Source organism: Spirobacillus cienkowskii (assembly GCF_037081835.1).
GTDB classification, from domain to species: domain Bacteria; phylum Bdellovibrionota_B; class Oligoflexia; order Silvanigrellales; family Silvanigrellaceae; genus Silvanigrella; species Silvanigrella cienkowskii.
The window spans coordinates 924,547-949,779 of record NZ_CP146516.1; the positions used below are offsets into that span (position 1 = coordinate 924,547).

Below are 25,233 nucleotides of genomic sequence, written 5' to 3' on the forward strand. Positions count from 1 at the left end.
GGATTGCCACCTTATTTCTTAATTACCAAATGGAGGAGGTGGAGGCGCTAGAGGTGCTGACGTTTGTGGAAAGCCAAAACCGCCCGAGCTTTGATTAGAAGATGGCGCATTGATGGGGTTTGGATCTTGGCTAGGCATGATAACGCTTTTTGGTTGAATATATTCGTCATCGGACACTTCAAATCCATTTTTTTCTTGAGAGCTTTGATCAGAAGGCGCTTTACCTTGTTCTCTTGATGGCATTTGTGAATAAAAGCTTTGTTCTTTGTATTTTGCGCCATAAAAAAACTTTAAAAAGAGATCTCTGTCTTTAATTTTTTGTTCATACACTTTTTCGAGATCTTCAGAGTTTCTCACAATGTGAGGGGTTACAAAAAGATTTAAGCTTGTTTTATTTTTATCGTTTCTGCTCTTTTTAAATAGCCAGCCAAGTATTGGAATATCTCCAAGCAAAGGAACTTTTTCTTCAGAAACAGTAACGCGATCTTGAGTTAATCCACCAATTACAGCCGTTTGGCCATTTTGGACAATAACAACAGATTCTGCCGTGCGTTTGCTAATAGGGTTTGGATAACCATTTGCACTTGCGGCACCACTATCATCAAGCTGTAAGTTAATTTTCATCGATACAAAATCAGCTCGAGATATTTGTGGAGTGACTTTGAGAGCAGTTGTCACCGTATATTTTTGAGGTTGAGCAACTGTTCCGGTTCCGTTGGGGTTTGGGATTTGAATGACGGTGCTGTATTCTTGGTTTGACGAAAACGATGCCGCTTCGTTGTCTGACACCATCATGCTTGGGTTTTGTAAAATATTTGAGTTGACGTCTTGTTTTAAACCAAAAATAAGGGCTCCTGGGGTTAAACTAAAAGCACCAAGGCTAATTGGTTTAGAGCTCATGATTCCTAAAATTGCGTCAGTACCTAATGATGATGCAAGGCTTGTTGGATCCGAACTTCCTGATTTGCTAAAAAATAGTGGCGCACCTTTTAGGGCGTTGAATCCAAATGGCACTGTGTACCTGCCGTCCGAAGTTTGTGCTGCACCGCCTAGGCTTGTGCCGATGTTTAAGCCATTGTTAACGGCCATATCAATGATATTGGCCTCGACATAAACTTGTGCGCGTCGTTTATCGAGTTGCGCAATGATGTTATCAAGTTCTTCAAAAGCAGATTTGCTACCTTGAATCACTAAAGAGTTTGTTGCTTTGTCTGCTGTAACTTTAACTCCATTGAGATCAGCAACCGCTTGTGATTGCGATGAGCCAGGAGCATTGGGAGTCATGGGAGCTGGCGGAAAATAAGGAGGTCGGTATGTGTTATTGAATTGAGATTTTGCAGCTTGAGTGAGCGCTTGTAGTGTTTGCGCAAGTTTTTCGGCATCGGCGTAATCAAGTGGACGCACACGAACCATGGTTTGCGAATTTTGATCGAGTGATGGTTTATCAATACGTTGAATAAAGCGCACAACATCATCAAGGCCACTTGCAGGTCCTACAAGAATTATAGAATTGGTACGCTCATCTGCTATCACTTTTTGGACGCTCAATGAAGGTCCATTACGATTACCAAAAATTTCGTTTACTTTAACAACCGTATCTTTAGCATCCATGTAATTAATTGGGATAATCGACACAACTGGTTGGTTTGTTTTGGAGTCAAGAAGCTTTATCACTTCTAAAATACGACGGATGCGGTTACCTGTGTCAGTTAAAATTAAAGAATTTGTTGTTGTAAATGCAGCATATTGTGTGATTCCTAACAAAGGACGAAGCTGATTGATCACAGAATTGGCATCAATGTATCGTAATGGAATGACTTGATTGATAATTTCATCAGTTGATGGTGACCAATTTTCTCCGTAATAAGTTTTAATATTTGATGATTTGGCATTTGCAATTGGAAGAATCTTAACAACAGAACCAGTATCAACTGTGGTAAAGCCAGCAATATTAAGTGCACTTAAAAATGCTTGGTATGCTTCTTCTTTCGTTACAGGTTCTGGCGAAATAATAGATATTCGTGAAGACCCGGCAACTCCTTGGGCAAGTACAAAGTTTTTGCCAGTCCAGAGGCCAATTGTTTTAATAATGTCGCTTAAACTAGCTCCATTTGGAAAATCAATGCTAACAAGCTCTTTGCCATGTGGAATGCTAGAAGCTTGTGACATATTTTCATTTGTTTTTTTATTATTTTGCGCAGCTGCTGATTGAGCTTGAATATTGCTATTATTTTGCTTTGCTGGTGACTGTTGTGCTGAAACAGAATAAGAAAATAAAACTCCAATCAGTGTTGCAATCCATTTTGAATGACCTGGATTTGTTGGTTGAGAAAAAGTTGTCGAACATTTTTTTAAAAATTTTTGATTCATCTAACATTTACCTTCTTAGTCATCTTTACGCCATTCCTTTGAAATTGCAAAATGATTTCATATTCATCCTGAAGAACTTCATAGATTTTAAATCCTTGTGAAGGATCCTCAAGATTAATGCCATTAACATTTGTAATAATATCGCCATTTTGAAGTTGCATTTTTTCAAAAAGACTACCTGGTGTGATTTCATACACTTTAAATCCAATTGTTTTTCCATTAATTGATTCAGGAATGAGTCGTGCTGTATTAAGAATTTTAGAATATCCTGGACCAATTTCATCCAATACATAGTCTGTATCAAGATCAATGGTTTCTTCCAAAGAAGGGGTATTTTTTTCTGGTTTAACTGGATTTTGTTTTTTAATTGGGCTTGTATAAATACAAATTTTTTTATTAATATGACGAATTTCAACAGACTGAGGATTGGGTATTTTATATATTTGGTAGTTTTCATTATCAATTATATGTTGTCCTTCTTTATAAACGTCCGCTGTTTCTACGCTAGGATCTTTAAATGTTACAAGATTGGTTTTAGGATTGCCAGTGTAAATAATGCCTACAATCTCAATGGGAAGTTGCGAATCTTTAGGAGAACATGGAATCGTATCAAAGTCTTTAATAAGATTTATAGAGCTATCATCATTTTCGTCTTCATCAGGTGTGAGAGTATCTTTATTAAAAATATTTCTTGCTAAAATTGATTTACGCAATTGAGAAGAAGTGCTCGCCGAACTTTGTGGAACATTATAAAATAAATTATTTTCCACGGTCGATTTTGGTTTTTCTAAGAGTGCAATAGATATAATAGAATTAAAAATAGCTGTGCCAGATAAAATTGCAAAAATAAAAACAAACACATTTCTAAGAGATGTTTTTTTAAAAATTCTACTCTTTTTCTTTAATTTTAAAAATGAATTTTGTTGTTCTTGACTCATTGTACGTTCACTTTTAATGTAATAGTTTGTCCACCTCTTAAGAGTTGAATTTCTATATTGTTTTCATTTCGTAACGAGTTTAAGGTTTGAATTGCCCGTGCTGCATCATTCAATTCAATTCCGTTAATAGAAGACACAATATCTCCATCTTTTAATCCCAATTTTGAGTAAACGCTATCAGGAGTAATGTTTGTAATTGAAAAACCTTTGACTTGGCCTCCAACAAGATTTGGATTTGCTTTAGCCTCTTCAAGAGTTTTGGCAAAATTATAAGTTAATACATTATTGATCCAAGAACGCGTGACTGTTGTATTATTTCCTGCTCGTTCAAATCCATTTTCTTTATAAGCTGATCCAGAAGAATTTTGATTCGATCGAGAACCACGCGGATTGAGTGTTTCTGGATAGCTCAGGTCAATATATTCTGGACAGTTTTTATTTGTAATTAAAATTCTATTTTTTTGAATATCAGTTAAGGTACCACCTAGCGGTAAAGATTCACCTAACTTAAAAATATTTTTATTTTGTCCTTCTAACACAACCAAACTATTTTTTGCACTACCACCGTATAAAATACCAGAAATTTTATAAGGAAAATTCGATTTAAATGGTTCTAGTGTGCAGACCGGAGCTCCTTGTGTATTGGAATCTGGTATTAAACCCTTAAGGTTAAAAATATTTCGAGTAATGATCAAATTCAGATCTTCAAGAGGCTTTGTGACAACTGCTGGGATATTGATTTTGGCTGGAATGGAGGATTGCTCAACATGTGTCTTTTTAACAAGCTGAAAAATAGTAAGGCCAATTCCTGCAACAACAACAAGCCCAATAGTGGTCAATGCAAAAGGCATCACCTTTTCGGCTGGTGGAATGCTAACATCAGGAGAAAATAGTTTGTATTTTAGTTTTGCAATAATTCGAATCATTTATTTATAAATTCTTAATATTAATACTATTTTATACGTGTTACAACAACTGTTACATCGTCTTCCAGAGGTTTACTCGTTCCGTAAAACTCAAGAGAATCTTGTAACAGAAGAGAAACAAATTCAGAACTTGCTTTGGTATAATTTTTTTCAATAAATTTTCTGAGCCTGCGTTTGCCATATTCTTCTTCTTTGTCATTTTTATTTTCAATCAACCCATCAGTATAAAAGAAAATAAATTCGCCGCCTTGAATTGGCACTTCTTTTTTTTCAAACACCTTTTTTTCAACCTTTGCTGGTCCAGAGTTACCAAGGCGGTTACCTGTTGCGATCAGGGCTTCTACTTTTTTGTCTTGTTTGACAATCAGTGGAAAATTATGTCCCGCATTGGCGTACCTTAGCACTTTTTTTTCAAAATCAAAAACGCTCGAAAAACAAGTCATGTTGTAACTCACTTCACTGTTGCCCATACTCGTTAACACAATATCAAATCCTTCTAATATCTGATCCACATCGAGGTCTTCACCAGCTAAAAGTTTTGATTTTATTGAAACAAAATATCCAGAAATTGCAGCAGTCACCATTGCGCTTGCAGTACCATGACCTGTCACGTCAGCAATAAAGACATAAAATTTGTCTTTTAGTGAAATTGTGTTCCACCAGTCGCCTCCGCAAAAAGCGGCTGGTATCGCGGTGCCAAAACAATCTACCATTTGGTGCTCAGGGGCAATTTGAGGTAAAAATGTTTTTTGCACCAATTGACTGGTTGCCAGTTCCATCTCTAATGTTCTTCTTTGACCTTCTTTTTCTTCAATTTCTTTTTTAATTTGATCGTAACGCTTGGCGAGTTCGTCGTTGGCTCGACCAAGTTCATAGTTACTTTTATTGACCTGATTAAAAAGTCTTACTGTTTCTGCCTGGTTTTTGGCAATCATCGTGTAACCAAGAAGCACACCAGTTGTACTTTCAATTTTGACGCCATTAATAGAAAATGGAAGGAGTTCACCTTCTGAGGTTTGCACAAAAACTTCCACATCTCTCACAAACCCTTGAGTGGTAAATTGAATTTCCAGCTCTAGATAGTAATCAACAAGACTTTCTGCATGGGGAAATAACTTTCTAATATGTTGCCCTATTAAATCAGCTTGCGAAAATTGAGTTGTTTCACATGCTGATTTATTGGCTTTCATGATGATGCCATCTTGATTGAGTAAGAACATCATTTCAAACATGTTATCGACAACTTGGTCAATAAATCGTTGATGCTCTAAAATACCACGAGCCACTTCAAGCAGTTTTAAATGTGATTCTGAAGTAAAGCTATTCAGTTGTTCTTCTGGTAAAAGATCAAGCTTTTGCATTGAAACCATATGAATAGTTTGCAAAAGTTTTTGTGTTGGATTGATAAACTCTTCGTGCCATTCTTCTGTAAATGACCGTATTTTTTTTGTAAAATAATAGGTAAATAATCCAGATGCAGCTATCATTATGATAAAAATAATATTAAGAAAAATATTTGCTATAAAAATATTTCCTATAACACCAATTAGTGTTATGAATGCAATAAAACCGTAAAGATTGCTTATTAATTTTTTAATGATTACGGTCCATTTTTTTATAATGTCTTCAATTGTAACTGCACTCAATCAAATATTCTCCTTCTCTTCATTTTAGTTCTATCGATGAAATTGAGATGTCAGTTAAATGAAACTTTGAAATCTTCTTACAGTATGTCAATACTGTGGCTCCTCATATTGGTGTTACATTAACCGATGAATACATAGGAATTTATTTAGACCGCGGGCTGGAGTGCTTCATGGAAGAAATCCGATTTAAACCAACAATATTTGTTCTTATTGCAATATTTGGAGCCAGTGCCATTGCATCTACCGGGTTTGTTTCAACGGATTGGATGCTTACAACTGCTGTTAGTGTTGTGCTTTTTTTGCTTTCTTATGTATGGTTTTTTTCTGTAAGAAAAAGAATTGATGAAATTTTGACACATGATCTCGACAAAATTGCCAATGATGCCGCGCGTGCAATTCGAGAAGAAATCGAATCCGCGTCTCCAATGACCTCAGAAAGAGAAAATGTCGAGAAAGCAAGACAGCTCGAAATTAGAGAAAAAGATATCATAGCACGTGAAAAAGAGCTTGTGAAAAAAATCGAAGAGCTTGAGCTTAAGAAAAAATCATTTGAACAAGCTTCATCAATTCCTTCTATTACTTCTCTGTCTGGTTCAAAATCTAAAGACTCTGCATCAAAAGAAGAGCTTTTGCAAAGAGAAATTATTTCTTTGCGGCATCAGTTGTTACATTTAGAAGAAGTGAACAATTCTCGTTTATCTGCTTTGCAGCATGAGTTTCAATCTAAAAATGTTCAGGCACAAAAAAATATGGAATTTTGGAAATCAAGTGCTGAGAGCATGAACAAGAAACTCCAAGAACAGAAGCGTGAATTTGATTCGCTTGCTAAATCACTAGAAAGTCGTGCTGTGCTTGCCGAAGAAAGAGCACTCGAGCAACAAACTCGGCTTAATAAGTTACAACTCGAAACTTCGCAAAAAGAAATTGGTGTCAGTGAGCAGGTACAGCGGTTAGAGGAAATTATTTCACTTGTGCCAGAGATGACCAATCAATTGCATAACGTCACTCATCAAACGGAGCGCAGTGCTATTGAAATTGGTGACAAAGTACGATTTATTTATGAAAAAGCACAAGAACACTTAGAAGAATCTAACGAAATTTCTGCACAATTTAGAGGCGGTAAAGGCAACAATAGCAATACATCATTGAGTGAAGTGATTCAAAGTAGCTTGTCTTTGCTTCGTGAAATGATCGAAATGTTAGAGCATAACTCAAAATTAAACATGGATTACTCCCAAGCAATTGATACCATTCTTGTGAATACGGCAGAAATTAATAAAATCAGTGATGAAATTCAATATATTTCTGATCAAACAAACCTTCTTGCTCTCAATGCGGCAATTGAGGCGGCGCGTGCTGGGGAACATGGACGTGGTTTCTCAGTGGTTGCTGAGGAAGTTCGTAAACTTTCGGATCGTACAAGTTTGGCGAGTAATAACATTATCCAAATTGTCGGTAAGGTTAACTCAAGTGTAAGAGATATTAGTAGAAGCTTACTAGAAAACTTAAAGAAAAATACAGAAAAGAAAACTCACGTGGATCACGCCGTAAATGAATTGGTTCGTACAGCAGAAGAAAGCACAGAAGTGTTTACTAAACTCATTTCTAATGCTGTTGCAAGCTCAGAAAGTGTGGCAAAAAATATCGATCAAATTATTTTAAGCTTACAGTTCCAAGATATTACAAAACAACAAATTGATCAGGCATTGCAGCCTCTCGATAAGATCAAAATCAACATTGAAGAACTTCTTAATAAAGCATTGCAAAATGATGCCTTGGCATTAAAAGCGGCGCATCAGCAAGGTGGTGGTAGTGATGGAGGTGGTTCTGATAGTGGTAGAGGAGGAAGTACCCCTCCACCAACGACAACTCCTCCAGCGAATACGCCACCGCAAGCGCCACCTTCTGGTGCAGCGCCAAAAGCCAGCGCACCTGCTAAGCCAGCGGCACCTGCGCCTGCAAAACCCGCTCCCGCACCGGTTTCCAGTTCAAGCTCAAGCGTTGAAGATGAGTCTTTGGTTAAAGGGGATGTGGTGTTTTTCTAAGTTGTTATCTTTTCAGTTTATTCCTTTTTTAAATTTTTGCCGAAAAAACTCCCAAATGTTCTCTTGTTAAAATTTTTTCAAGGTGTCATAATAAAACTAAGTATTCTTGAATAAATTTTATCTTTTGAAGAAAGCGTCAATTGGCTTTGCCATATGAGCTTAGGGGGCGTTCTGTGAATGGTTCATATGCATTAATGGGATCCAGTGCCATCATAAGGCATGTGCAACATCTTGTGTATAAAGTTGCTGAAACATCATCAGCAGTGTTGATCACCGGTGAACCAGGGACGGGCAAAGATGCAATTGCAAAAATTATTCATGAACGATCGCAGCGCGCGAAAGCAAATTTTATTCCTGTAAAATGCGGTGTGGCAACCGAAGAAAGTTTGGAGCTTGATTTATTTGGCTATGAAAATGGTTATATCCAAGGAAATAGCCAAGGCAGATCTGGTTATTTTGTTGAAGCAGATGCCGGAACTTTATATATTGATGAAATTGGTAAGCTCTCGCTAAAATTGCAAGCCTCTTTATTAAAAACAATGATCGAAGGTAGTATTCGGAGTTTTGGGTCAAGTCTTGATTTGCCTATTAATGTTCGAATTATTTGTTCAACTTCTGTTGATTTGGAGCAGCTTGTCAAGCGGGGAGCATTTTTAGAAGATCTTTATTATAAGCTGACCGCTGCCTCAATTTATTTGCCGCCAATTCGTGAACGACGTGAAGACATCCCTATTTTAACTGAGTTTTTTATTCAAAAATTTAATCAAATAAAATCTAAAAAGATTGCTGGTATTTCGCATGATGCAATGAATGCTTTATTACAAAATGTATGGACTCATAATATTCAGGAGCTCGAAAATTTAATTGAGCGGATTGTTGTGTTAAAAACTTCGGGAAGTGTTGATATTTGTGATTTGCCCCCACGACTTAGAAATTTAGTCACAGATAATATTGATGCTTTTTATGACAGATCTGCACAAACGTATCAGGCTTCTGCAAATCATAATCACGCCCTTTCAAACTCGTTTCATCAAACTTCAGGACAAAACAACGTCTCAGGTTATGCAAAAGCAATGCATACAAATACGATGACACAGCATAATTTGTATCAAAATTCAATGTCACGAGATGCGCATGCATCTGGGCATACGCCAACATTAACAAAAAACTCTCTTTCATCTGCGGTCAATAATTATTCTCAAAATGCTGGAACGCAGCAAAATTATCCACAAAATCAAGTCAGTTCACATCAAGCGCATCAGTCAATGAGTCGTGCTTCTTCTATGTTTGAAGATTTGCCAAGTGAAATTGATCAATTTATTAAAAAAGAAATTGATTTGGGAGCGGGAATTGATTTTTATCGGGTGGTAGAAGAGTTTGAAAATCGCTTAATATCAGAAGCGCTGAGAAGGACTAACCACAATAAAAATAGGGCAGCGCAATTGCTTTCTATGAACCGCACGACGCTTGTCGAAAAATTAAAAAAGCGAGCCACATCATCGCCAGTTAAAAATGAGACTGGACGAGTAAAAAGAAATTCTGCATTTACAATTTTTGATGGACTTGGAAACGAAAAATCAGAGTTCGAAGGAATTGATTTTGTAAATATTAGTTCAGAAGATACGCCTTAAAAAATTAAAATATTGTAAATTGCATTGTGGTTTATTTTGCTTAATATTTATTTATCATTTCCTTTCGTGTATTGTGCAAAATCTTCGTTACTTAGAGCCAAAACATGAAAATATAAATAAACATAAATATAATTAGCTTGTACTTTTGCAATTTAATGTTAAAAAACATCGTATTTGTTATATTTAAATTTAATGATTTTAAAATTTTATTTAATTGTTAAAAATCAATTTTATATTATTACAATTAAAACTTACACTTAAGTCTGATATTTATTGATTTAAAATTGCTAAATTATTTTTAATTTTAATTTAATATCTATTTTTATATTATTTTATTTTTATATATAAATAAGTTTTAAAAAATTTATAAATATAGTTTATTTCATGAGGTATAAGAAATTTTAATTATACCTACAAAAAAAATAATTAAATAAAGGAAAGAGTATGACTTCATGCACACGGGCGTTTTTTGGTTCTATAGTTGTTTTTTTATTAATTAATTTAGGCTGTAATTCAAAAGACAATAAAAACTTGTCAGATTCAGATTTCAAACGAAAGATTTTTGGAGAATATAAACCAAAAGGCAATATTAAAATTGAATTTAATCATAAGGATATTTCTTCTGCTACTTGTAGCAAATATAAAATTATAGCTGAAAGTTTTTTACAAAATGAACTTGTAAATAAAAATTTAAAATTGATTGATCCCGAAAAGCATTTTTTTATTGATAGAACAAACCAAGAAGTTTGTGCATCAACTGGAAAATTAACTCTTCTAAATAGTAGAGCGGCACCAATTGGTTCTAGGGCTCAAATTGTTTTTGAAGATGAAAAAAACACAGCTATTGATGAAATTGAGGTTAGAACAACGATTCCAATAAATATTATTTATATTAATATTTTATTTTTATCACAAGATTCGTTGTCGCAGGATAAAAATTTGGGAAAACTTAATTTTTTGTATGTGGCTCAAAATGATTATTCAGCAATTTTTAAAATTTCTGTGATTCGCAAATTAAATGCAAACAGGGAATATTTAAATTCTGCAGATGAAATTTCTCTTGTTGCAACAAACCAAGAAGGAAAAGATTTTCCATTACCAATAATAAATATTGTGGCAGATACAGCGACTGATTTTTTTTACTTTAAGATACCTTCAACATTTTCTTATGGTCCCTATGCAATGCGCTTGTTTGTAAACAATACTCCTAATGTGGAACAATTATTTACGATTAATGTTGTTGATAAATATAAGGAGATTGACATATTATTTGATAATTCTATAGTAGATGAAGTTTCAATTCCAACTGGCACATGTAAAAATTACACACTTATTGTAAAAGATTTTAATAACAAAAAGGATTCTATTCATTCTATTTCTAATAATGTGTTTCAAACCAAACTTTCTACGGATGAAAACGCTAATTTTAATATGTTTTCTACTAAGGACAAGGACATGAAAATTTGTGCCTATGGTACTAACATAGACGGGACAAAAAATTATCCCGAAATAGATCAAAAAGCGACTTTTACGGTTAAATATAAAAATATAGAGAGTCGTGTTACTGTGATCGCCGCAGAAAACCCAAAGGATATGTTGTAGTCATGACAATAAAAAAAGGTAGTATTTAAACTACCTTTTAAATAAAAGACTCAATAATTACAATTAACGTGAATCACTACCTTGGCCGTAGCTTAAAATTGCCATAGTACGTGCGCGTTTAACAGCTAAAGTTAAAGAGCGTTGTTGTTGTGCACTAGCGCCGCTGATGCGACGAGGAACAATTTTGCCGTGTTCTGTAACAAAACGGCGTAATAGTTGTGTGTCTTTATAATCAAAAGTGATTTGTGGATCGAGCGTGCGCTTTGGTCTGGAATAGCGACGCTTTTTCTTACCTGTGGATACTGCCATGGAAAACCCCTAAAGAAGTTTGTGAATTACGATGCGGCAGCAGCGTTGGGCGTATATATCCAACGCAGCAACTCAACAAAACATGAAAAAACAGATAAACACAGCAACTTGTTTGCGTCAAGTTAAAATAGAGTGGGTTTGTGTTCTGATGTGGTTTCTTTTCTTTTTTTGTGCTCTTTTAAGGTTTTATAGTGAATTCGTTGTTGTGGGACAAGAGATTCTAATGCTATTTTGTTAAGAATTTCATGTGTTTGTATCATCTCTTTGAGAGCATACAATGTATCGAGTGCGTTTTTGGGGCTTATAAGATCTAGGTCTAATTCTGCCAAGAAGTCTTGTAACTCATTGTGTTTATAGGTTGATGTAGTGTGTTTTGGCTCGTGTCCCTTGTCACTTTCTATAGAAATTGGTGTTATTGCGGTTTCTAGATGACATGCGCGTTTTAAGTTTTGTGTCTCTAAATTTTGCAGAACCTCGCTCGCTCTTTGAATAATATTTTGTGGAATACCTGCCAGTTCTGCAACATGCAGTCCGTAGCTTTTGCCTGCTGCGCCGGTTTTGTATTTGCGCGTAAATTGAATGCTTTTTTGCGCGGAATCTGTATTTGAATTATTAATAATTTCAGTAGCTTGCATATGCATTGGCAAGATGTTTGGACAGTTTTTAACAACATCTTGAAGTTCGTGATAATGGGTCGAAAACAGCGTTCTTGCTTTTACCTGATTATGCAAACTTTCTAAAATGGCCCATGCTAAAGACAAACCATCAAACGTTGAGGTTCCTCTGCCAATTTCATCAAGTATTAGCAAACTTTTTTCGGTTGCAAATTGCAGCATGTGTGCAGTTTCCAACATTTCAACCATAAATGTGGATTGATTTTTGAGAGCATTATCACCCGAGCCAATACGGGTAAAAATACGATCAACCATTCCAATTTTTGCATTGCTAGCAGGAACAAAGCAGCCAATTTGGCAAAGCACTTGCGCAACAGCAACCTGACGCATGATTGTGCTTTTACCTGCCATGTTAGGCCCTGTAATCAAATGAATTAAGGGTTGACTTTGTGCATTGTTGCCGTTTTGATGTCCTAAGGTAATGTCGTTTGCAATAAAAGGTTCATTGCTTGGTGCAAATTGCGCCAAAATAGGATGCACAGACTCCTGCAGTTCTGTGATATTTTCCTCAGTCAAAATAGGTTTGCACCAATTAAACTCTTGAGCAAGTTGCGCGAATGTTAGCGTTAAATCAACTTCAGCAATACATTGTGCAATTTTGAGCAGTGGCTCAGAATGTTCTAAAATTTGTACTCGAATGGTTTCAAGTAGTTCTTTTTCAAGTGTAGCGCGGGTTTCAGCGGCATGTAAGGCTTGCTCTTCAAGCTCTTTAAGTTCTGGTGTGATGTATCTTTCGCAATTTGTTAATGTTTGTTTGCGAATAAAATGTTTTGGCGCTTGAGCAATTTTTCCTTTTGAAATTTCAAAATAATAACCAAATGCACCGGTGTAACCAATTTTTAGGGTTGCAATTTGGGCATTTTCTCTTTCTTTCTTTTCTAAATTTGCAAGTAAGTCATTAAAATTTGTGGTGAGATCGATGGCCTTATCGAGTTCGCTCGAAAACCCTTTTTGAAATATTGTGCCCCCTTTGCCTATGATTGGAGCCGGATCTTCAACCAAGCTTGCCTTAAGCAATTGGGAGAGTGCTTTTAAAGCATCGATATCATAAAAAAAGTTTTGAATTTCAGTATAAAATACTGAATTGGCAATAGTTTCGATAGTTTCTTTAAATTTTGGCAGCAGAATAAGGGTGTTGCGTAACCATGCCATACCTCGGGTATCGAGGTGTTTTTGGGCTGCGCGAGAGAGTATGCGTTCGATATCTGCTGTTTCTTTTAAAAAAACAGTCAACTCATTTGCAATAAGAGAATGATTTAGGAGATCTGTAATTTTATTGTGGGATTTTGCAACATCGTCTTGCTTTTTAAAAGGGTATTTGAGCTTATGCAATAATAATCGGCTTCCAACAGCAGTTTTGCATTTATTTAAAAAATGAAATAAACTTCCCTTGCGATCTCCTGATGATGTTGTAAAAAAATCCAAATGCTTTCTTGTACCACCATCAATAATAAGATGTTGCGAAAGTTCGTAGGTAGAAATATTTTTAATATTTTGTAACACATTTTTTTGTGTGTTTTTAAGATAATGTAAGATAGCAGCCACAGCAGTTAAGCCATGTTGAGTTTGTGATAATCCAAAACGATTAAAATCTTTTTCTACAAAAAATTCACAAAATAACTCTTTGCATGCAGATTCAGAGCGTAAAATCCACAGTTCAATGGGACTGACAATGGTTGGAATTTGTTGTTGATTATTTGTAATTATTGTTTTTATTTTAGAAATTAAAGCTTGTGGTACTAATAATTCTCTTGGTAAAATTGTTGAAATTTCTTGAATGAGTAGTGATTCTGACAATTGCGAAGTGATACGAAATTCGCCAGTAGATACGTCAACATAAGAAAAAGTAAAACATTTTTTAAATTCTATAATGCTTGCAAGATAGCAGCCATGTTGCGATTCCATTTGATTTTCGTCATCGGCTAAGTCTCCTGGAACTGCCGGGGTTGCAATGCGGACAATTTCTCGTTTTACAATTCCTTTTGCTAATTTTGGATCTTCGATTTGTTCGCAAACTGCAACTTTAAAACCAGCTAAAACACATTTACGAAGCGCATTTTTATAGCCAACGACAGGAACTCCGGCCATGGGCACAGGATTTGGGCTGGATTTATCGCGTGAGGTTAATGTTAAACCGCAAATGTCTGAAGCAATAATGGCATCTAGCCCAAATAGTTCGTAAAAGTCTCCCATTCTAAAAAATAACAACGCATCAGGCGCTTCGTCTTTGCTTTGGCGAAACTGCTTCATCATGGGCGATTCTAGCTGCGATAAGGCAATTCCAGAACAATGCTCAAAACTTAGGCGTTCTAATATGGGTTTGAGGTGTGGTGCTAATTCTTTAGATTGTGTCAGCCAGTTAGAAATAAGTGGAAAGCTTTGATTATCAGTATCTTGCAAATATGTCATTCAAAAACGCCTTTTTAAAAAAATCAAACACAAGGCGCAATATAAATTATAAAAAAAGGAGAGTAAAACTCACTCTCCTTTTTCTTTACGTGATACGCTGCGTTGATTAGCAGCTAAAATGCGTTTGCGAACGCGAATGTTTTTAGGAGTGACTTCGATCCAGTCGTCATCTTCAACCCAGTCTAATGCCGTTTCAAGAGAAAGTTTAGTAATTGGGCTGAGTTTTGTTGAATCATCAGAGCCAGATGCGCGCATGTTTGTCAGTTTTTTCTCACGAACAGCGTTAACATCTAAATTGGAATCACGATTGTGCTCACCAATCACCATTCCTTCATACACATCTTCACCAGCAGCGACAAAAAGTCTACCGCGTTCTTCGAGGCCACTTAAAGCATATTCTGTCGTTTTTCCTGAACGATCTGCAATTAAGGCGCCATTAATTCTTGAAAGAAAGTTTCCACGACTCGATTCCCAACCTTCAAAGTAGCTCGACATAAGCCCTTCGCCTTTTGTATCTGTTAAAAATGTACTGCGGTAGCCAAGAAGCCCACGAGTTGGGATACTGAATTCAATACGAGTACGACCGTTATTGAATGCTTGCATGTTTTCAAGGCGTCCTTTGCGAATGGAGAGCTTTTCTGTTACTGCACCAACGCTATGATCAGGAACATCAAGCACCACGCGTTCAACAGGTTCTACTTCTGTTCCGTTAAGTACTTTTGTAATCACCTTAGGACGGCCAACCATGCATTCACCACCAGAGCGGCGTAAGTTTTCCATCACAATTGCAACTTGAAGCTCGCCACGCGCTTTAAGAATAAACACTTCTGGAGAGTCTGTTGGTTCTATACGCAAAGCAACATTATTCATTGCTTCTTTATTAAGAAACTCTGAAAGCTTATTACTTGTTAAATAAGTTCCTTCGCGTCCAGCGCTTGGAGAGGTATTGACACTGATTTCAACTCCAACTGTTGGAGGGTCAACTTCAATTCTTGGTAAAGCTTCTGGGTTAGAAGCATCAGCAATGGTATCACCAATAGCAAGATCGGTTAAACCTGTTGCCACAATAGCAATGTCACCAGCAGAAACCTTTTCAACGTCAACCTGTTCCAAGCCACGATAAGCACGCACTTTGATAATTTTTGCAGGCTGAGTTTTGCCTTCTTTATTAATAAGCACAATACTTTGGTTGGTTGTGAGGCTGCCTCTTTCAACGCGACCAATTGCCAAACGACCTAAAAAGTTGTTGTAGCTCAAATTGTTAATCAGCATTTGAGCGCCGCCTTCAATTGACACTTGAGGTGGCGGTACGTGCTCAAGAATTGTATCAAAAAGATCTTGTAGGTTTTCTGTTTGTACATCTTTTGATTTGCTCGCCCAACCGTTTCTACCAGAAGCATAAAGGATAGGAAAATCCAAGTGATGATCTTCTGATGAAAGCTCTAAAAACAAATCTTGAACCATTTCTGACACTTCATCAATACGCGCATCGGGACGATCGACTTTGTTAATAACTAAAATCATGCGCAAATTGCGGCTTAACGCTTTTTGTAAAACAAATCGGGTTTGTGGAAGCGGACCTTCTGCCGCATCAACAAGCAAAATAGCACCATCAACCATCATCAAAGTGCGTTCCACTTCGCCACCAAAATCCGCGTGACCAGGAGTGTCTACAATATTGATACGTGTATCCTTGTAAACCATAGAAGCATTTTTTGCGGCAATGGTGATGCCGCGTTCGCGTTCTAAATCCATGCTGTCCATAACGCGTTCAGCAATGGTTTGGTGTGCTGCAAATGTACCAGATTGTTGTAATAGTTTATCAACCAAAGTCGTTTTACCGTGGTCAACATGGGCAATAATCGCGATGTTTCGCATATTTTCGTTAATATTAGTCATACAAAGCCTTTCAACAAGATTTTGAATCATATCGATTCAAAACAATTTCCGTTTCGTTGGTATTCATATTTCGTTAGAAATGCAAATCAAATTATTGGAGACTATCATAGAGGGTGAGAGTTTCTTTTGCCATCAGTTCCCATGAGTACTTTTTGGCTTGAAGGAAACCTGTTTGAATATTTTTATCAATATTTGGTTTATTGTGATTAAGAACTTCGTTAATTCCTCGTTGAATGTCTAAAATGTTGTTAGGATCCACATAAATTGCGGCATTTTCCATAATTTCAGGAAGTGCTGCACAGTTGCTGACAACAACAGGCACGCCGCAAGCCGCCGCTTCTAGTGCCGAAAGGCCAAAGCCTTCATACAATGAAACATTGACAAATGCTGAACTGAGCGAATAAAGCACAGCAAAATCATCCTCAAAAACATATTGAATAAAATGTAAATTTTTATTTTTACCATAATATTTTCCTATCTCTAGTAATTTTTCATAGGAGTTTGATAAAATGACCAAAGGGACTCGGAAATTTCCTTTGCAATAAGATTCTGTCAGCATATCTAAATTTTTGTGTGGCCTATTTGAACCAACTGTAAAAATAAATTTTTGTGGCAGTTTATATTTAAAGATTACAGAATTGATTTTTTCTTTACTAAAGTTTTGGAGTGGTTTAAAATTACTCACAACTCCATTGTAAATAACTTTAATTTTTTCGGGAGAGATTGTGAGGTATTTTACGATTTCATTTTTAGAAAAGTTTGAAATAGTAATTATATTTTTGGCAGTTAATAGGCGACGTTTTAATAAGAAATTATAATAAAATTTTTCAAATAATGAATAATGTTTTGAAAAGGCAATATGATTCATATCATGCAAAGTGGCAATTAATGGGACTTTGCTAAGTAAGGGTACAATAAAATAGGGTGCGTGAAAAACTTTCGGCTTATATTTGAGTATTTTAAATAAGACTTCAAATTGGCCTAGAATACCAAATTCACTGTACTTTAATTTAACAAAAATAAAATTTGGTGGAAATTCATAATCTAAAAAAATTGAATTTTGACAAACCAAAATAATAAACTGGAATTTATCATTTTCAGGATTTGCAATCAAATTAAAAATCAATTCACGGACATGACGGGTGACTCCGTTTTCGATCCCTTTTTTTACAATGCGTGCATCCAGCATAATTGTTTTGCGAACGGTATTCACTCTACCTGCTCCGTAAATTATTCACTCAACAAACTTCTTTTATTAAAAAAACAGATGAAATTTGTATTTTTTACAAATAATTTTTATACAAATTTCTTTGCTAAAACAATATCGTTACAATTTTTAAAAATATTAACTTTTGCATTGCTTAATGACTCATATTCTTAACTTATTTTTGTATTCCCAAAAGAGAATTAAACAGTTTGACGTCAATGTGTATTTAAGTATATAAAATTATTATTATAATTTTATTAATAGAAATAAAATCAAAAATAATTTAGCAATATGCAATCAAATTCGACTACAAAACTTTATTTTATGCCAAATAAAATGTAAGATTTAAAAATTGTATAACTTTTTTGTTATTTTTCAGATTGTAACAAGTTCAATCTTGTTCATGTTAGGGGTGTTAAATGAATAAAGTTGTTCGCAATGTACAGGAGTTCTCTTTTCCTAAAGAGTCATTAGCCACTATGGCTGCAGCTAAAAATGTTTTAATGGTAGAACCCGCTTATTTTCATGTTGATAATCCTATCAATGCGCATATGCGGCGAAAAGATGGGGCATTGCATAATTTAGATAAAAATAAAGCAATCGAGCAATGGCTGCACTTAAAAAAAGTTTATCAAAATTTAGGATTTAATGTGTTTGTGTGTCCGCCAGAACAAAACTTACCAGACATGGTGTTTTGTGCCAATCAAAGTTTTCCGTTTTTAGATCGCACAGGCAAAAAACATGCGATATTATCGAATATGTTTAATGATACACGAAATAAAGAAGTTGCCTTTATTAACAATTTTTTAATTAATAATAACTACACAACACAGCATCTTGCTTCAAGATCTTCGGGATATTTTTTTGAATCAATGGGTGACGCGCTATGGCTTCCTGGTTATCGATTTATCCTTGGTGGTCATGGTTTTAGAACAGATGCAAGAATTTATCAGTTACTTTCAGAAATTACACAATCTCCCGTCGCCATTTTTGAGCTAAAAAATCCAAAGTTTTATCATCTTGATACATGCCTTAGTATCCTAAATGCAACATCAGCCCTTGCATGCAAAGAGGCATTTACAGAAGAAGGATGGAAACTCTTGAATGCGATATTCCCAAATATATATGAAGTTTCATTAGAAGAGTCAGATTCTCCTGGGTTTGCATGCAACGCTCATTGTCCTGATGAAAAACATGTAATTATTCAAAAGGGTTCTACTAAAGTTATTAAATTGCTACAAAAACAAGGTTATGTTCCCTTAGAAGTGGATACTTCTGAATTTATTAAGTCTGGTGGTTCTGTTTTTTGTATGAAATTGATGTTTTATTAGAATATCCTTAAAATTAAATATTAATATTTAAAAAATTGTCGATGCATATCATATGTTGCGTTGTGTGGTTTTCTTTTGAGCATTCTTGCAGTCTAGTTTGTTCTGTCATAGCGTACCTGCAGTTTATCTGGGTTGTAACCCAGATGCGTTTTTTGCAAATTACTTTTCATTTAGTTTTTTGATTTTATTTTTTTTGGAGAGTTTATCGATGGCGCAAAAATTACCAAATCAGCAACTTGTGGCATTTTATAAGGAAATGCTTCTAGGGCGACGTATTGAAGAACGCGTTGGGCAACTCTATGTTCAACAAAAGTTTAGTGGATTTTGTCATTTATATATAGGTCAAGAAGCCGTTTCGACAGGTTGTTTAAATGCAATAAGAAAAGGCAAAGACTACGTGATTACTGGTTATCGCGATCATGTTATGCCTATTGTTTTAGGCATGGATCCTGGGGTGATGATTTCTGAATTATTAGGTAAAGTAACAGGTTGTGCCCGCGGAAAAGGCGGCTCAATGCATATGTTTTCTGAATCACTTAAATTTATGGGCGGCCATGGGATTGTTGGCGGCCAAGTACCGCTCGCAGTTGGTGCTGCATGGAAAATAAAATACAATAAGGAAGATAATGTTGCGCTGTGCTTCCTTGGAGATGCGGCAATTAATCAGGGGCAGTTTCATGAAGCGCTAAACATGGCTGCTATTTGGGATCTTCCTTGCATTACTATTATTGAAAATAACTTGTATGGTATGGGAACTGCGATTTCAAGAACATGTTCATTAAAGTCATTAGCAGACAGAGCTAAGGCCTACAATATGCGTCAGGCCGTTGTTGATGGCCGTAATGTTGTCAACACTTACATTCAAATGAAAGAAATTATAGAAGAAACTCGCAAAACATCCAAGCCAATTCTTGTTGAAATGCAGACTTATCGTTTTCGTGGACATTCTGTTTCTGATCCTGGCAATTATCGTACCAAAGATGAGGTCGAAAAAGAACGCAGTCGCGATTGTTTAAACATCCTTAAAGAGATTATGTTGCAACAAAAAGCTGCTAAAGAAGATGATTTTGAAAAGTTTGAAGACGAAATAGCGGAAATTGTGGAAAAGGCAGTTGCTTTTGCGGAGGATTCTCCAGAGCCAGAATTAGACGAAATTTATCAACATGTTCTTGTTTAATATTTAGGGTTTGAGGTTTTATTCTATGGCTATTCTAACGTTACGTGATGCATTAAATCAAGCATTGACAGAAGAAATGGAGCGCGATCCCAGTGTCTTTATTATGGGAGAAGAAGTTGCTCAATATGATGGCGCCTATAAGGTGACCAAAGGAATGCTTGCAAAATTTGGTCCTATGCGCGTGGTTGATGCTCCTATCTCGGAAGCGGGTTTTGCGGGGCTTGGTGTTGGTGCTGCAATGTGTGGTTTGCGTCCCGTTATTGAAATGATGACGTGGAATTTTGCAATCCAAGCATTTGATCAGATTATCAATCATGCTGCTAAAATGTATTATATGAGCGGTGGTCAGTATAAAGTGCCAATGGTCATTCGTGGTCCACACGGAGCTGCGCACATGCTTGGGGCACAACATAGTCAGTGTGTTGATCACATGCTTGTCAATTGTCCTGGACTTAAAATTGTGAGTACTGTTATTCCTGCAGATGCAAAAGGTTTGATGAAATCTGCTATCCGTGATGACAATACCGTACTCTTTTTAGAAAGTGAAATGATGTATGGACGTACTGGCGAAGTGCCAGACGGAGACTACACAATTCCTCTTGGAGTTGGTGATATCAAACGAGAAGGTTCTGATGTGACATTAGTGGCTTGGAACAAAATGGTTTATATTGCACAAAAAGTTGCTGCAGAATTAGAAAATGAAGGAATTCAAGTCGAAATTATCGATCCGCGTACTCTTATGCCCTTAGACGAGGAGCTTATTTTTAATTCTGTGCGCAAAACAAATCGACTTGTTGTATTGGAAGAAGGTTGGGGTGTGGCATCTTTTGGTTGTTACATTGTTGATAGAGTCATTAAAGAGTGTTTTGATTATTTGGATGCTCCTCCTGAAAGAGTGACAAATTTATTTGTCCCTATGCCTTATAACGAGCGTCTTGAGCATGAAGTGATGCCAACAGCGGAACGCACAATTGCTGCAATTAAAGCTGTTTTATATAAATAAAGAAATTCTGGAGTAAAGTTACTATGGCTACTGTAATGGAAATGCCTAAGCTTTCGGACACCATGTCTGAAGGTTCTGTAGCGCGTTGGTTAAAAAAAGAAGGCGAAAAGGTTTCCGCAGGAATTCCAATTATTGAAATTGATACAGACAAAGCAACAATGGAATTTGAAAGTCCTGTAAGTGGAGTTCTTCTGAAAATTATAGTTGGAGACGGACAAAAATGTCCTTTGCAAGCTCCAATTGCTGTAATCGGTAAAGCAGATGAAAAATGGCAAGAAGCACTCGATAACTATAATGCTAAAAAAACAAGCAAGTCTGCTTCTTCTGTGCAAGAAAATAAAAAAGCGTTGTCTGTGAGTTCTGAAAACAAGTCAGCAGCGTCATTAACAACGAATTCAACTGCACCGCAATCAATTTTAACTGCTGCAATCAAAGCAACTCCTCTGGCTAAAAAAATTGCAACTGATCAGGGTATCGATTTGCAAAGTATTCAGGGGAGTGGTCCTGGTGGTCGTATTGTCCGCCGTGATCTTTCTGCCGTGACATCAGCAGCGACAACTCAAGCTTCTGTATCGTTTGCAACCAGCACTGAGGTTGAAAAAATTCCGCATACCAATATGCGTAAAACCATTGCGCGCAGGCTTGCAGAAAGTGTGAATACGGCACCACATTTCTTTTTAACAATTAATATTAATATGACAAATTTGTTAGCGTGGCGCAAAGAAACTATTGCCAAAATTTCTCAAAGTGAAAAATTTAGTGTTAATGATTTGGTCATTTTTTTAACGGCACGCGCATTAAAACGTCATCCAGCCGTGAATTCTTCTTGGTTTGATGATCACATCGCTCAATATCGTGATGTTCACATGAGTGTTGCTGTGGCATTGCCAAACGGGCTTGTGACTCCAGTTGTGCGTCATGCAGATAAAATGAGTGTTGTGCAAATTTCACAAGAAACAAAACGTCTTGTAAATTTAGCTAAAGAAGGAAAATTACAACCAAATGACTATGCTGGAGGAACTTTTTCTGTTAGTAATTTAGGTATGGCTGGCGTTGAAAGTTTTACTGCAATTATCAATCCACCCCAAGCTGCTATTTTAGCAGTTGGCTCTACTGTTCCTACTCCTGTTGTACTTGCTAATGGGACTATTGGAATAGAGCAAAAAATGAAAGTCACATTAAGTTGTGATCATCGTGTTATTGATGGTGCAGTGGGAGCAGAATTCTTAAAAACATTAAAGCAATTTTTTGAAGATCCTGTATCTGCGCTGTTTTTAGGATAATTGCAATTCGTTTTATTTGTCACAGAAGCTCAAACTAGTCGGTTTATTTAGCTAGTTTTGAGCTTTTTTCATGTTGGGAAACATTATTTATGAGAAAAAGTCAGCAAAATTCAGAAAAAAATGATTTGGTACGTTTAAACGTTTTATTGCAAGAATTTGGTGTGTCTTCGAGAAGAAAAGCTGACGAACTGATTGCTTCAGGTGCTGTAAAAGTAGACGGAAAAGTTGAACAAACATTAGGTATTAAAGTTAATAAAAAGGCAAGTATTTCTGTTCACGGAAAACTTTTAAAAGCCGCTCCTGCAAAAGCAACATATCTATTTCATAAACCATTTATGATGATTACAAGCAGAAAAGACGAAAAAGAAAGAGCAACGATTTTTGATATTCTTGATCTTAAAAAATTACCACAAAATGTCCAATCTGTTGGTCGTTTAGATTATCGTAGTGAAGGACTTTTGGTGTTAACAAATGATGGCGAATTGGCTCTTGCGCTATCGCATCCAAAATTTTCTGTAGAAAAAACTTATGCTGTATTAACGTCATCACTTTTTACAATTGAAGATGCAGAAAAACTAAAAAAAGGAATCATGCTTGATGATGGTCCTGCAAAAGCAATTTTTGTAAAAATTGGCAATAAAGAAAAGTTAGGAAATAGCACTGGGCAGTGGATTGAGTTGGTTGTTACAGAAGGTCGTAATCGTTTGGTAAGAAGAATGCTCGAAGCGCTTGGTTTGAGTGTTGTCAGACTGGTTCGAACCGCAATTGGTGAATTGCGGTTGCCCAACAAGTTAGAGCCAGGAAAATTTCGAGAAGTCACACCGATAGAATTAAAGTATTTAGAAAATATTAAATTAGAAATGCACAAAGAAAAATATGAAAAAACAAAAGCTAAATTGCCTAAAGAAGTGATTGAAATGCGTAAGCTTAAAAGAAAAGTTAGGCTAAACGACACGGAGTATGCGCAAGAAGCAGAAAGACGTGAAAAACGCTTTCAACAGACATCGATGCAAAGAAAAAAACAGCAAGCTGAAAACAAACAAAAATCAGGTGATAATAAAAAAACATGGTCCAAAGAAAGGTTAGAAAATAAATCGAGCAGCCCTAAAAATAGTTACTTTACAAAAGAAAAAAAAGATGAAAATCAAAGAAATAGTATCAAAAGAAGTAATGCAAATAAAGGAATTAAAAAATGAATTTTGATTGGTATTGGCTTTATTTTTTTATTGGAATAATTTTTTGTATCTTAGAAATATTTACATTATCCTTTTATTTGTTACCAATAGGGATGGCCTCAATTTTAACAGGGATCATTGCATTATTTTTTAATAGCTTCTATTTACACGTTTTTGTTTTTGTAATATTTTCAATTTTGATGTTATATTTTATTTCTAAATGGAAAAAATCCCGGTTTTTAAAACCTGTAAATTCTACATTTATTGCAGGTCTTGAAGGACAGCAGGGAGTTGTTATCAAATCATTTAAATCTATTATAGAGCCCGGAAAAGTTAAGATTTTTTCAGATGAGTGGGATATTTACTGCGATATTCATAATGAAAATTTATTAAAAACGTTAGTAGAAGGAGATGTAGTAAAAGTTATTTCGGTTAAAGGTAACAAAATAAAAGTAGAAAAAGTAACAAAATAATTAAGGAGCGATTGGCTTTTATGAATGATATAAGTTTTTTACCATTTTTATCTTTACTTGGTGTTGTTCTCTTAGTTTTTTATGTGTTCACAAAATATGTCATAGTGATTCGCCAACAAGAATGTATTATTGTTGAGCGACTTGGAAAATTTCATACTATTTTAAATTCTGGATTAAATATTTTGATCCCTTTTATTGATCAAACTCGATTGATTTTATGGAGTCGTAATGGAGTGATTACAAATGTTGATCGTATTGATTTGCGAGAGGTCATTATTGACATTCCTGAACAACAAGTGATTACTAAAGATAACGTAGGAATTATTGTTGATGCTATTATTTATGTTCAAATTACGGATGTAAAAAGAGCGGCTTATGAAATTCAAGGATTGCCTACTGCCGTTGCTCAGCTCACCCAAACAACATTAAGAAGTTTAATTGGTGAATTAGATTTGGATAACACTTTAAGTAGTCGTGATGTGATCAATTCTCGTTTAAAAATGGTATTGGATGAAGCCACAGATAAGTGGGGTTTAAAAGTCAATCGTGTTGAGCTTAAAAATGTCATTCCTCCCAAAGATGTTCAAATGGCAATGGAAAAACAGATGCAAGCAGAGCGTGAACGTCGCGCAAAGGTTCTTACCGCTGAGGGTGCAAAACAAAGTCAAATATTAAATGCCGAAGGTGAAAAGCGTTCACGTATTGAGCAATCAGAGGGAGAAAAACAAGAAAAAATCAATCAGGCTCTTGGTGATAAAGAAGCAATAATAGCTCGAGCATTTGGTCAGGCGCGTGCAATAGAAGATGTTGCGGCAGCGCAAGCAAAATCGATAGAATTGATTAAATCCGCATTTGGTTCACCTGATGTTGCAGCGAATTATTTGGTTGCAATGGAATATTTAAAACAATTTGGGCAGATGACTCATAAAAATACGGATAAAGTTTTTATCCCCTATGAGGCAACAGGTGTTTTATCTTCTTTAGGTGCTATTGGTGATATTATGCAAAAAATCACCTCCCCAGAAAAAGGAAAAACACTGCATAAATAATTTTATAATTTATGCTAGGTAATAATTTTCAAGGCAAAAAGTCACCCCTAGCAATATTTTATTTTCGATAAAATATTGCTAGGGGT

General features: G+C 35.7%; 18 protein-coding genes. 10 read left to right on the plus strand and 8 right to left on the minus strand.

The genetic code is table 11. From position 1 onward, the window contains the following. Window positions 1-18: 18 nt before the first annotated feature. From gspD to Spiro2_RS04175, 4 genes are read right to left on the minus strand one after another with little or no spacing between them, the layout of a single operon-like run. Entirely contained in the window at window positions 19-2,370 is a 2,352-nt protein-coding gene (gene gspD / locus Spiro2_RS04160; RefSeq protein WP_338637258.1) for a type II secretion system secretin GspD, read from the minus strand. Further along, window positions 2,367-3,308, minus strand: a complete 942-nt coding sequence (locus tag Spiro2_RS04165; protein ID WP_338637260.1) for a hypothetical protein — start codon at window positions 3,306-3,308, stop codon at window positions 2,367-2,369. The genes gspD and Spiro2_RS04165 overlap by 4 nt, the downstream gene beginning before the upstream one ends. Further along, window positions 3,305-4,234, minus strand: a complete 930-nt coding sequence (locus Spiro2_RS04170; protein ID WP_338637261.1) for a PDZ domain-containing protein — start codon at window positions 4,232-4,234, stop codon at window positions 3,305-3,307. The genes Spiro2_RS04165 and Spiro2_RS04170 overlap by 4 nt, the downstream gene beginning before the upstream one ends. Before the next feature lie 26 nt (window positions 4,235-4,260). Next, window positions 4,261-5,880, minus strand: a complete 1,620-nt coding sequence (locus Spiro2_RS04175) for a SpoIIE family protein phosphatase (protein WP_338637262.1) — start codon at window positions 5,878-5,880, stop codon at window positions 4,261-4,263. Window positions 5,881-6,050: 170 nt separating this feature from the next. Here Spiro2_RS04175 and Spiro2_RS04180 point away from each other — a divergent pair, with 170 nt between their 5' ends. The 3 genes from Spiro2_RS04180 to Spiro2_RS04190 all read left to right on the plus strand — a co-directional run bounded on the left by Spiro2_RS04180 (window position 6,051) and on the right by Spiro2_RS04190 (window position 11,158). Next, the gene (locus Spiro2_RS04180) at window positions 6,051-7,925 is read left to right on the plus strand and encodes a methyl-accepting chemotaxis protein (RefSeq protein WP_338637263.1); all 1,875 of its coding nucleotides are present in this window, start codon (window positions 6,051-6,053) and stop codon (window positions 7,923-7,925) included. A 173-nt stretch (window positions 7,926-8,098) separates the two neighbouring features. Next, window positions 8,099-9,556, plus strand: coding sequence for a sigma 54-interacting transcriptional regulator (locus Spiro2_RS04185; protein WP_338637264.1), 1,458 nt, complete (start codon window positions 8,099-8,101; stop codon window positions 9,554-9,556). Window positions 9,557-10,000: 444 nt separating this feature from the next. Then, a complete protein-coding gene (locus Spiro2_RS04190; protein WP_338637265.1) occupies window positions 10,001-11,158 on the plus strand; it encodes a hypothetical protein in 1,158 nt (385 codons plus the stop codon). A gap of 63 nt (window positions 11,159-11,221) precedes the next feature. Here the strand turns inward: Spiro2_RS04190 and rpsR are convergent, their stop codons facing one another. The 4 genes from rpsR to Spiro2_RS04210 form a co-directional block, all read right to left on the minus strand. Further along, window positions 11,222-11,467, minus strand: coding sequence for a 30S ribosomal protein S18 (rpsR, locus tag Spiro2_RS04195; protein ID WP_338637266.1), 246 nt, complete (start codon window positions 11,465-11,467; stop codon window positions 11,222-11,224). Window positions 11,468-11,589: 122 nt separating this feature from the next. Beyond that, entirely contained in the window at window positions 11,590-14,550 is a 2,961-nt protein-coding gene (mutS, locus tag Spiro2_RS04200) for a DNA mismatch repair protein MutS (protein ID WP_338637267.1), read from the minus strand. 69 nt (window positions 14,551-14,619) lie between these two features. Beyond that, window positions 14,620-16,479 carry a translational GTPase TypA gene (gene typA / locus Spiro2_RS04205; protein ID WP_338637268.1) on the minus strand — a complete coding sequence of 620 codons (1,860 nt, stop codon included), beginning with the start codon at window positions 16,477-16,479 and terminating at the stop codon, window positions 14,620-14,622. Between the two features lie 61 nt (window positions 16,480-16,540). Beyond that, on the minus strand, window positions 16,541-17,662 hold the full coding sequence (locus Spiro2_RS04210; RefSeq protein WP_338637269.1) for a glycosyltransferase family 1 protein: 1,122 nt from the start codon (window positions 17,660-17,662) through the stop codon (window positions 16,541-16,543). Between the two features lie 413 nt (window positions 17,663-18,075). Here Spiro2_RS04210 and Spiro2_RS04215 point away from each other — a divergent pair, with 413 nt between their 5' ends. The 7 genes from Spiro2_RS04215 to Spiro2_RS04245 all read left to right on the plus strand — a co-directional run bounded on the left by Spiro2_RS04215 (window position 18,076) and on the right by Spiro2_RS04245 (window position 25,147). After that, window positions 18,076-18,987, plus strand: coding sequence for a dimethylarginine dimethylaminohydrolase family protein (locus tag Spiro2_RS04215; RefSeq protein ID WP_338637271.1), 912 nt, complete (start codon window positions 18,076-18,078; stop codon window positions 18,985-18,987). 208 nt (window positions 18,988-19,195) lie between these two features. Beyond that, window positions 19,196-20,164 carry a pyruvate dehydrogenase (acetyl-transferring) E1 component subunit alpha gene (gene pdhA / locus Spiro2_RS04220; RefSeq protein WP_338637273.1) on the plus strand — a complete coding sequence of 323 codons (969 nt, stop codon included), beginning with the start codon at window positions 19,196-19,198 and terminating at the stop codon, window positions 20,162-20,164. 25 nt (window positions 20,165-20,189) lie between these two features. After that, window positions 20,190-21,167 carry a pyruvate dehydrogenase complex E1 component subunit beta gene (locus Spiro2_RS04225; protein WP_338637275.1) on the plus strand — a complete coding sequence of 326 codons (978 nt, stop codon included), beginning with the start codon at window positions 20,190-20,192 and terminating at the stop codon, window positions 21,165-21,167. Between the two features lie 23 nt (window positions 21,168-21,190). Continuing rightward, entirely contained in the window at window positions 21,191-22,450 is a 1,260-nt protein-coding gene (locus Spiro2_RS04230) for a dihydrolipoamide acetyltransferase family protein (RefSeq protein ID WP_338637277.1), read from the plus strand. A gap of 89 nt (window positions 22,451-22,539) precedes the next feature. Next, window positions 22,540-23,646 carry a pseudouridine synthase gene (locus Spiro2_RS04235; RefSeq protein WP_338637278.1) on the plus strand — a complete coding sequence of 369 codons (1,107 nt, stop codon included), beginning with the start codon at window positions 22,540-22,542 and terminating at the stop codon, window positions 23,644-23,646. Then, window positions 23,643-24,098, plus strand: coding sequence for an NfeD family protein (locus tag Spiro2_RS04240; protein WP_338637279.1), 456 nt, complete (start codon window positions 23,643-23,645; stop codon window positions 24,096-24,098). Before Spiro2_RS04235 ends, Spiro2_RS04240 begins: the two co-directional genes overlap by 4 nt. Window positions 24,099-24,118: 20 nt before the next feature. Next, complete coding sequence (locus Spiro2_RS04245; protein WP_338637281.1) at window positions 24,119-25,147, plus strand: SPFH domain-containing protein; 1,029 nt, start codon at window positions 24,119-24,121, stop codon at window positions 25,145-25,147. The last annotated feature ends 86 nt before the right edge of the window (window positions 25,148-25,233 follow it).

Excerpts from the sequence above, each read along its gene's own strand:
- Spiro2_RS04240 (WP_338637279.1), top strand. The coding sequence starts at position 23,643 with ATGAATTTTGATTGGTATTGGCTTTATTTTTTTATTGGAATAATTTTT.
- Spiro2_RS04170 (WP_338637261.1), bottom strand. The coding sequence starts at position 4,234 with ATGATTCGAATTATTGCAAAACTAAAATACAAACTATTTTCTCCTGAT.
- Spiro2_RS04225 (WP_338637275.1), top strand. The coding sequence starts at position 20,190 with ATGGCTATTCTAACGTTACGTGATGCATTAAATCAAGCATTGACAGAA.
- Spiro2_RS04215 (WP_338637271.1), top strand. The coding sequence starts at position 18,076 with ATGAATAAAGTTGTTCGCAATGTACAGGAGTTCTCTTTTCCTAAAGAG.
- Spiro2_RS04180 (WP_338637263.1), top strand. The coding sequence starts at position 6,051 with ATGGAAGAAATCCGATTTAAACCAACAATATTTGTTCTTATTGCAATA.
- pdhA (WP_338637273.1), top strand. The coding sequence starts at position 19,196 with ATGGCGCAAAAATTACCAAATCAGCAACTTGTGGCATTTTATAAGGAA.
- rpsR (WP_338637266.1), bottom strand. The coding sequence starts at position 11,467 with ATGGCAGTATCCACAGGTAAGAAAAAGCGTCGCTATTCCAGACCAAAG.
- Spiro2_RS04230 (WP_338637277.1), top strand. The coding sequence starts at position 21,191 with ATGGCTACTGTAATGGAAATGCCTAAGCTTTCGGACACCATGTCTGAA.
- typA (WP_338637268.1), bottom strand. The coding sequence starts at position 16,479 with ATGATTCAAAATCTTGTTGAAAGGCTTTGTATGACTAATATTAACGAA.
- mutS (WP_338637267.1), bottom strand. The coding sequence starts at position 14,550 with ATGACATATTTGCAAGATACTGATAATCAAAGCTTTCCACTTATTTCT.
- Spiro2_RS04190 (WP_338637265.1), top strand. The coding sequence starts at position 10,001 with ATGACTTCATGCACACGGGCGTTTTTTGGTTCTATAGTTGTTTTTTTA.
- Spiro2_RS04165 (WP_338637260.1), bottom strand. The coding sequence starts at position 3,308 with ATGAGTCAAGAACAACAAAATTCATTTTTAAAATTAAAGAAAAAGAGT.
- Spiro2_RS04235 (WP_338637278.1), top strand. The coding sequence starts at position 22,540 with ATGAGAAAAAGTCAGCAAAATTCAGAAAAAAATGATTTGGTACGTTTA.
- Spiro2_RS04245 (WP_338637281.1), top strand. The coding sequence starts at position 24,119 with ATGAATGATATAAGTTTTTTACCATTTTTATCTTTACTTGGTGTTGTT.
- gspD (WP_338637258.1), bottom strand. The coding sequence starts at position 2,370 with ATGAATCAAAAATTTTTAAAAAAATGTTCGACAACTTTTTCTCAACCA.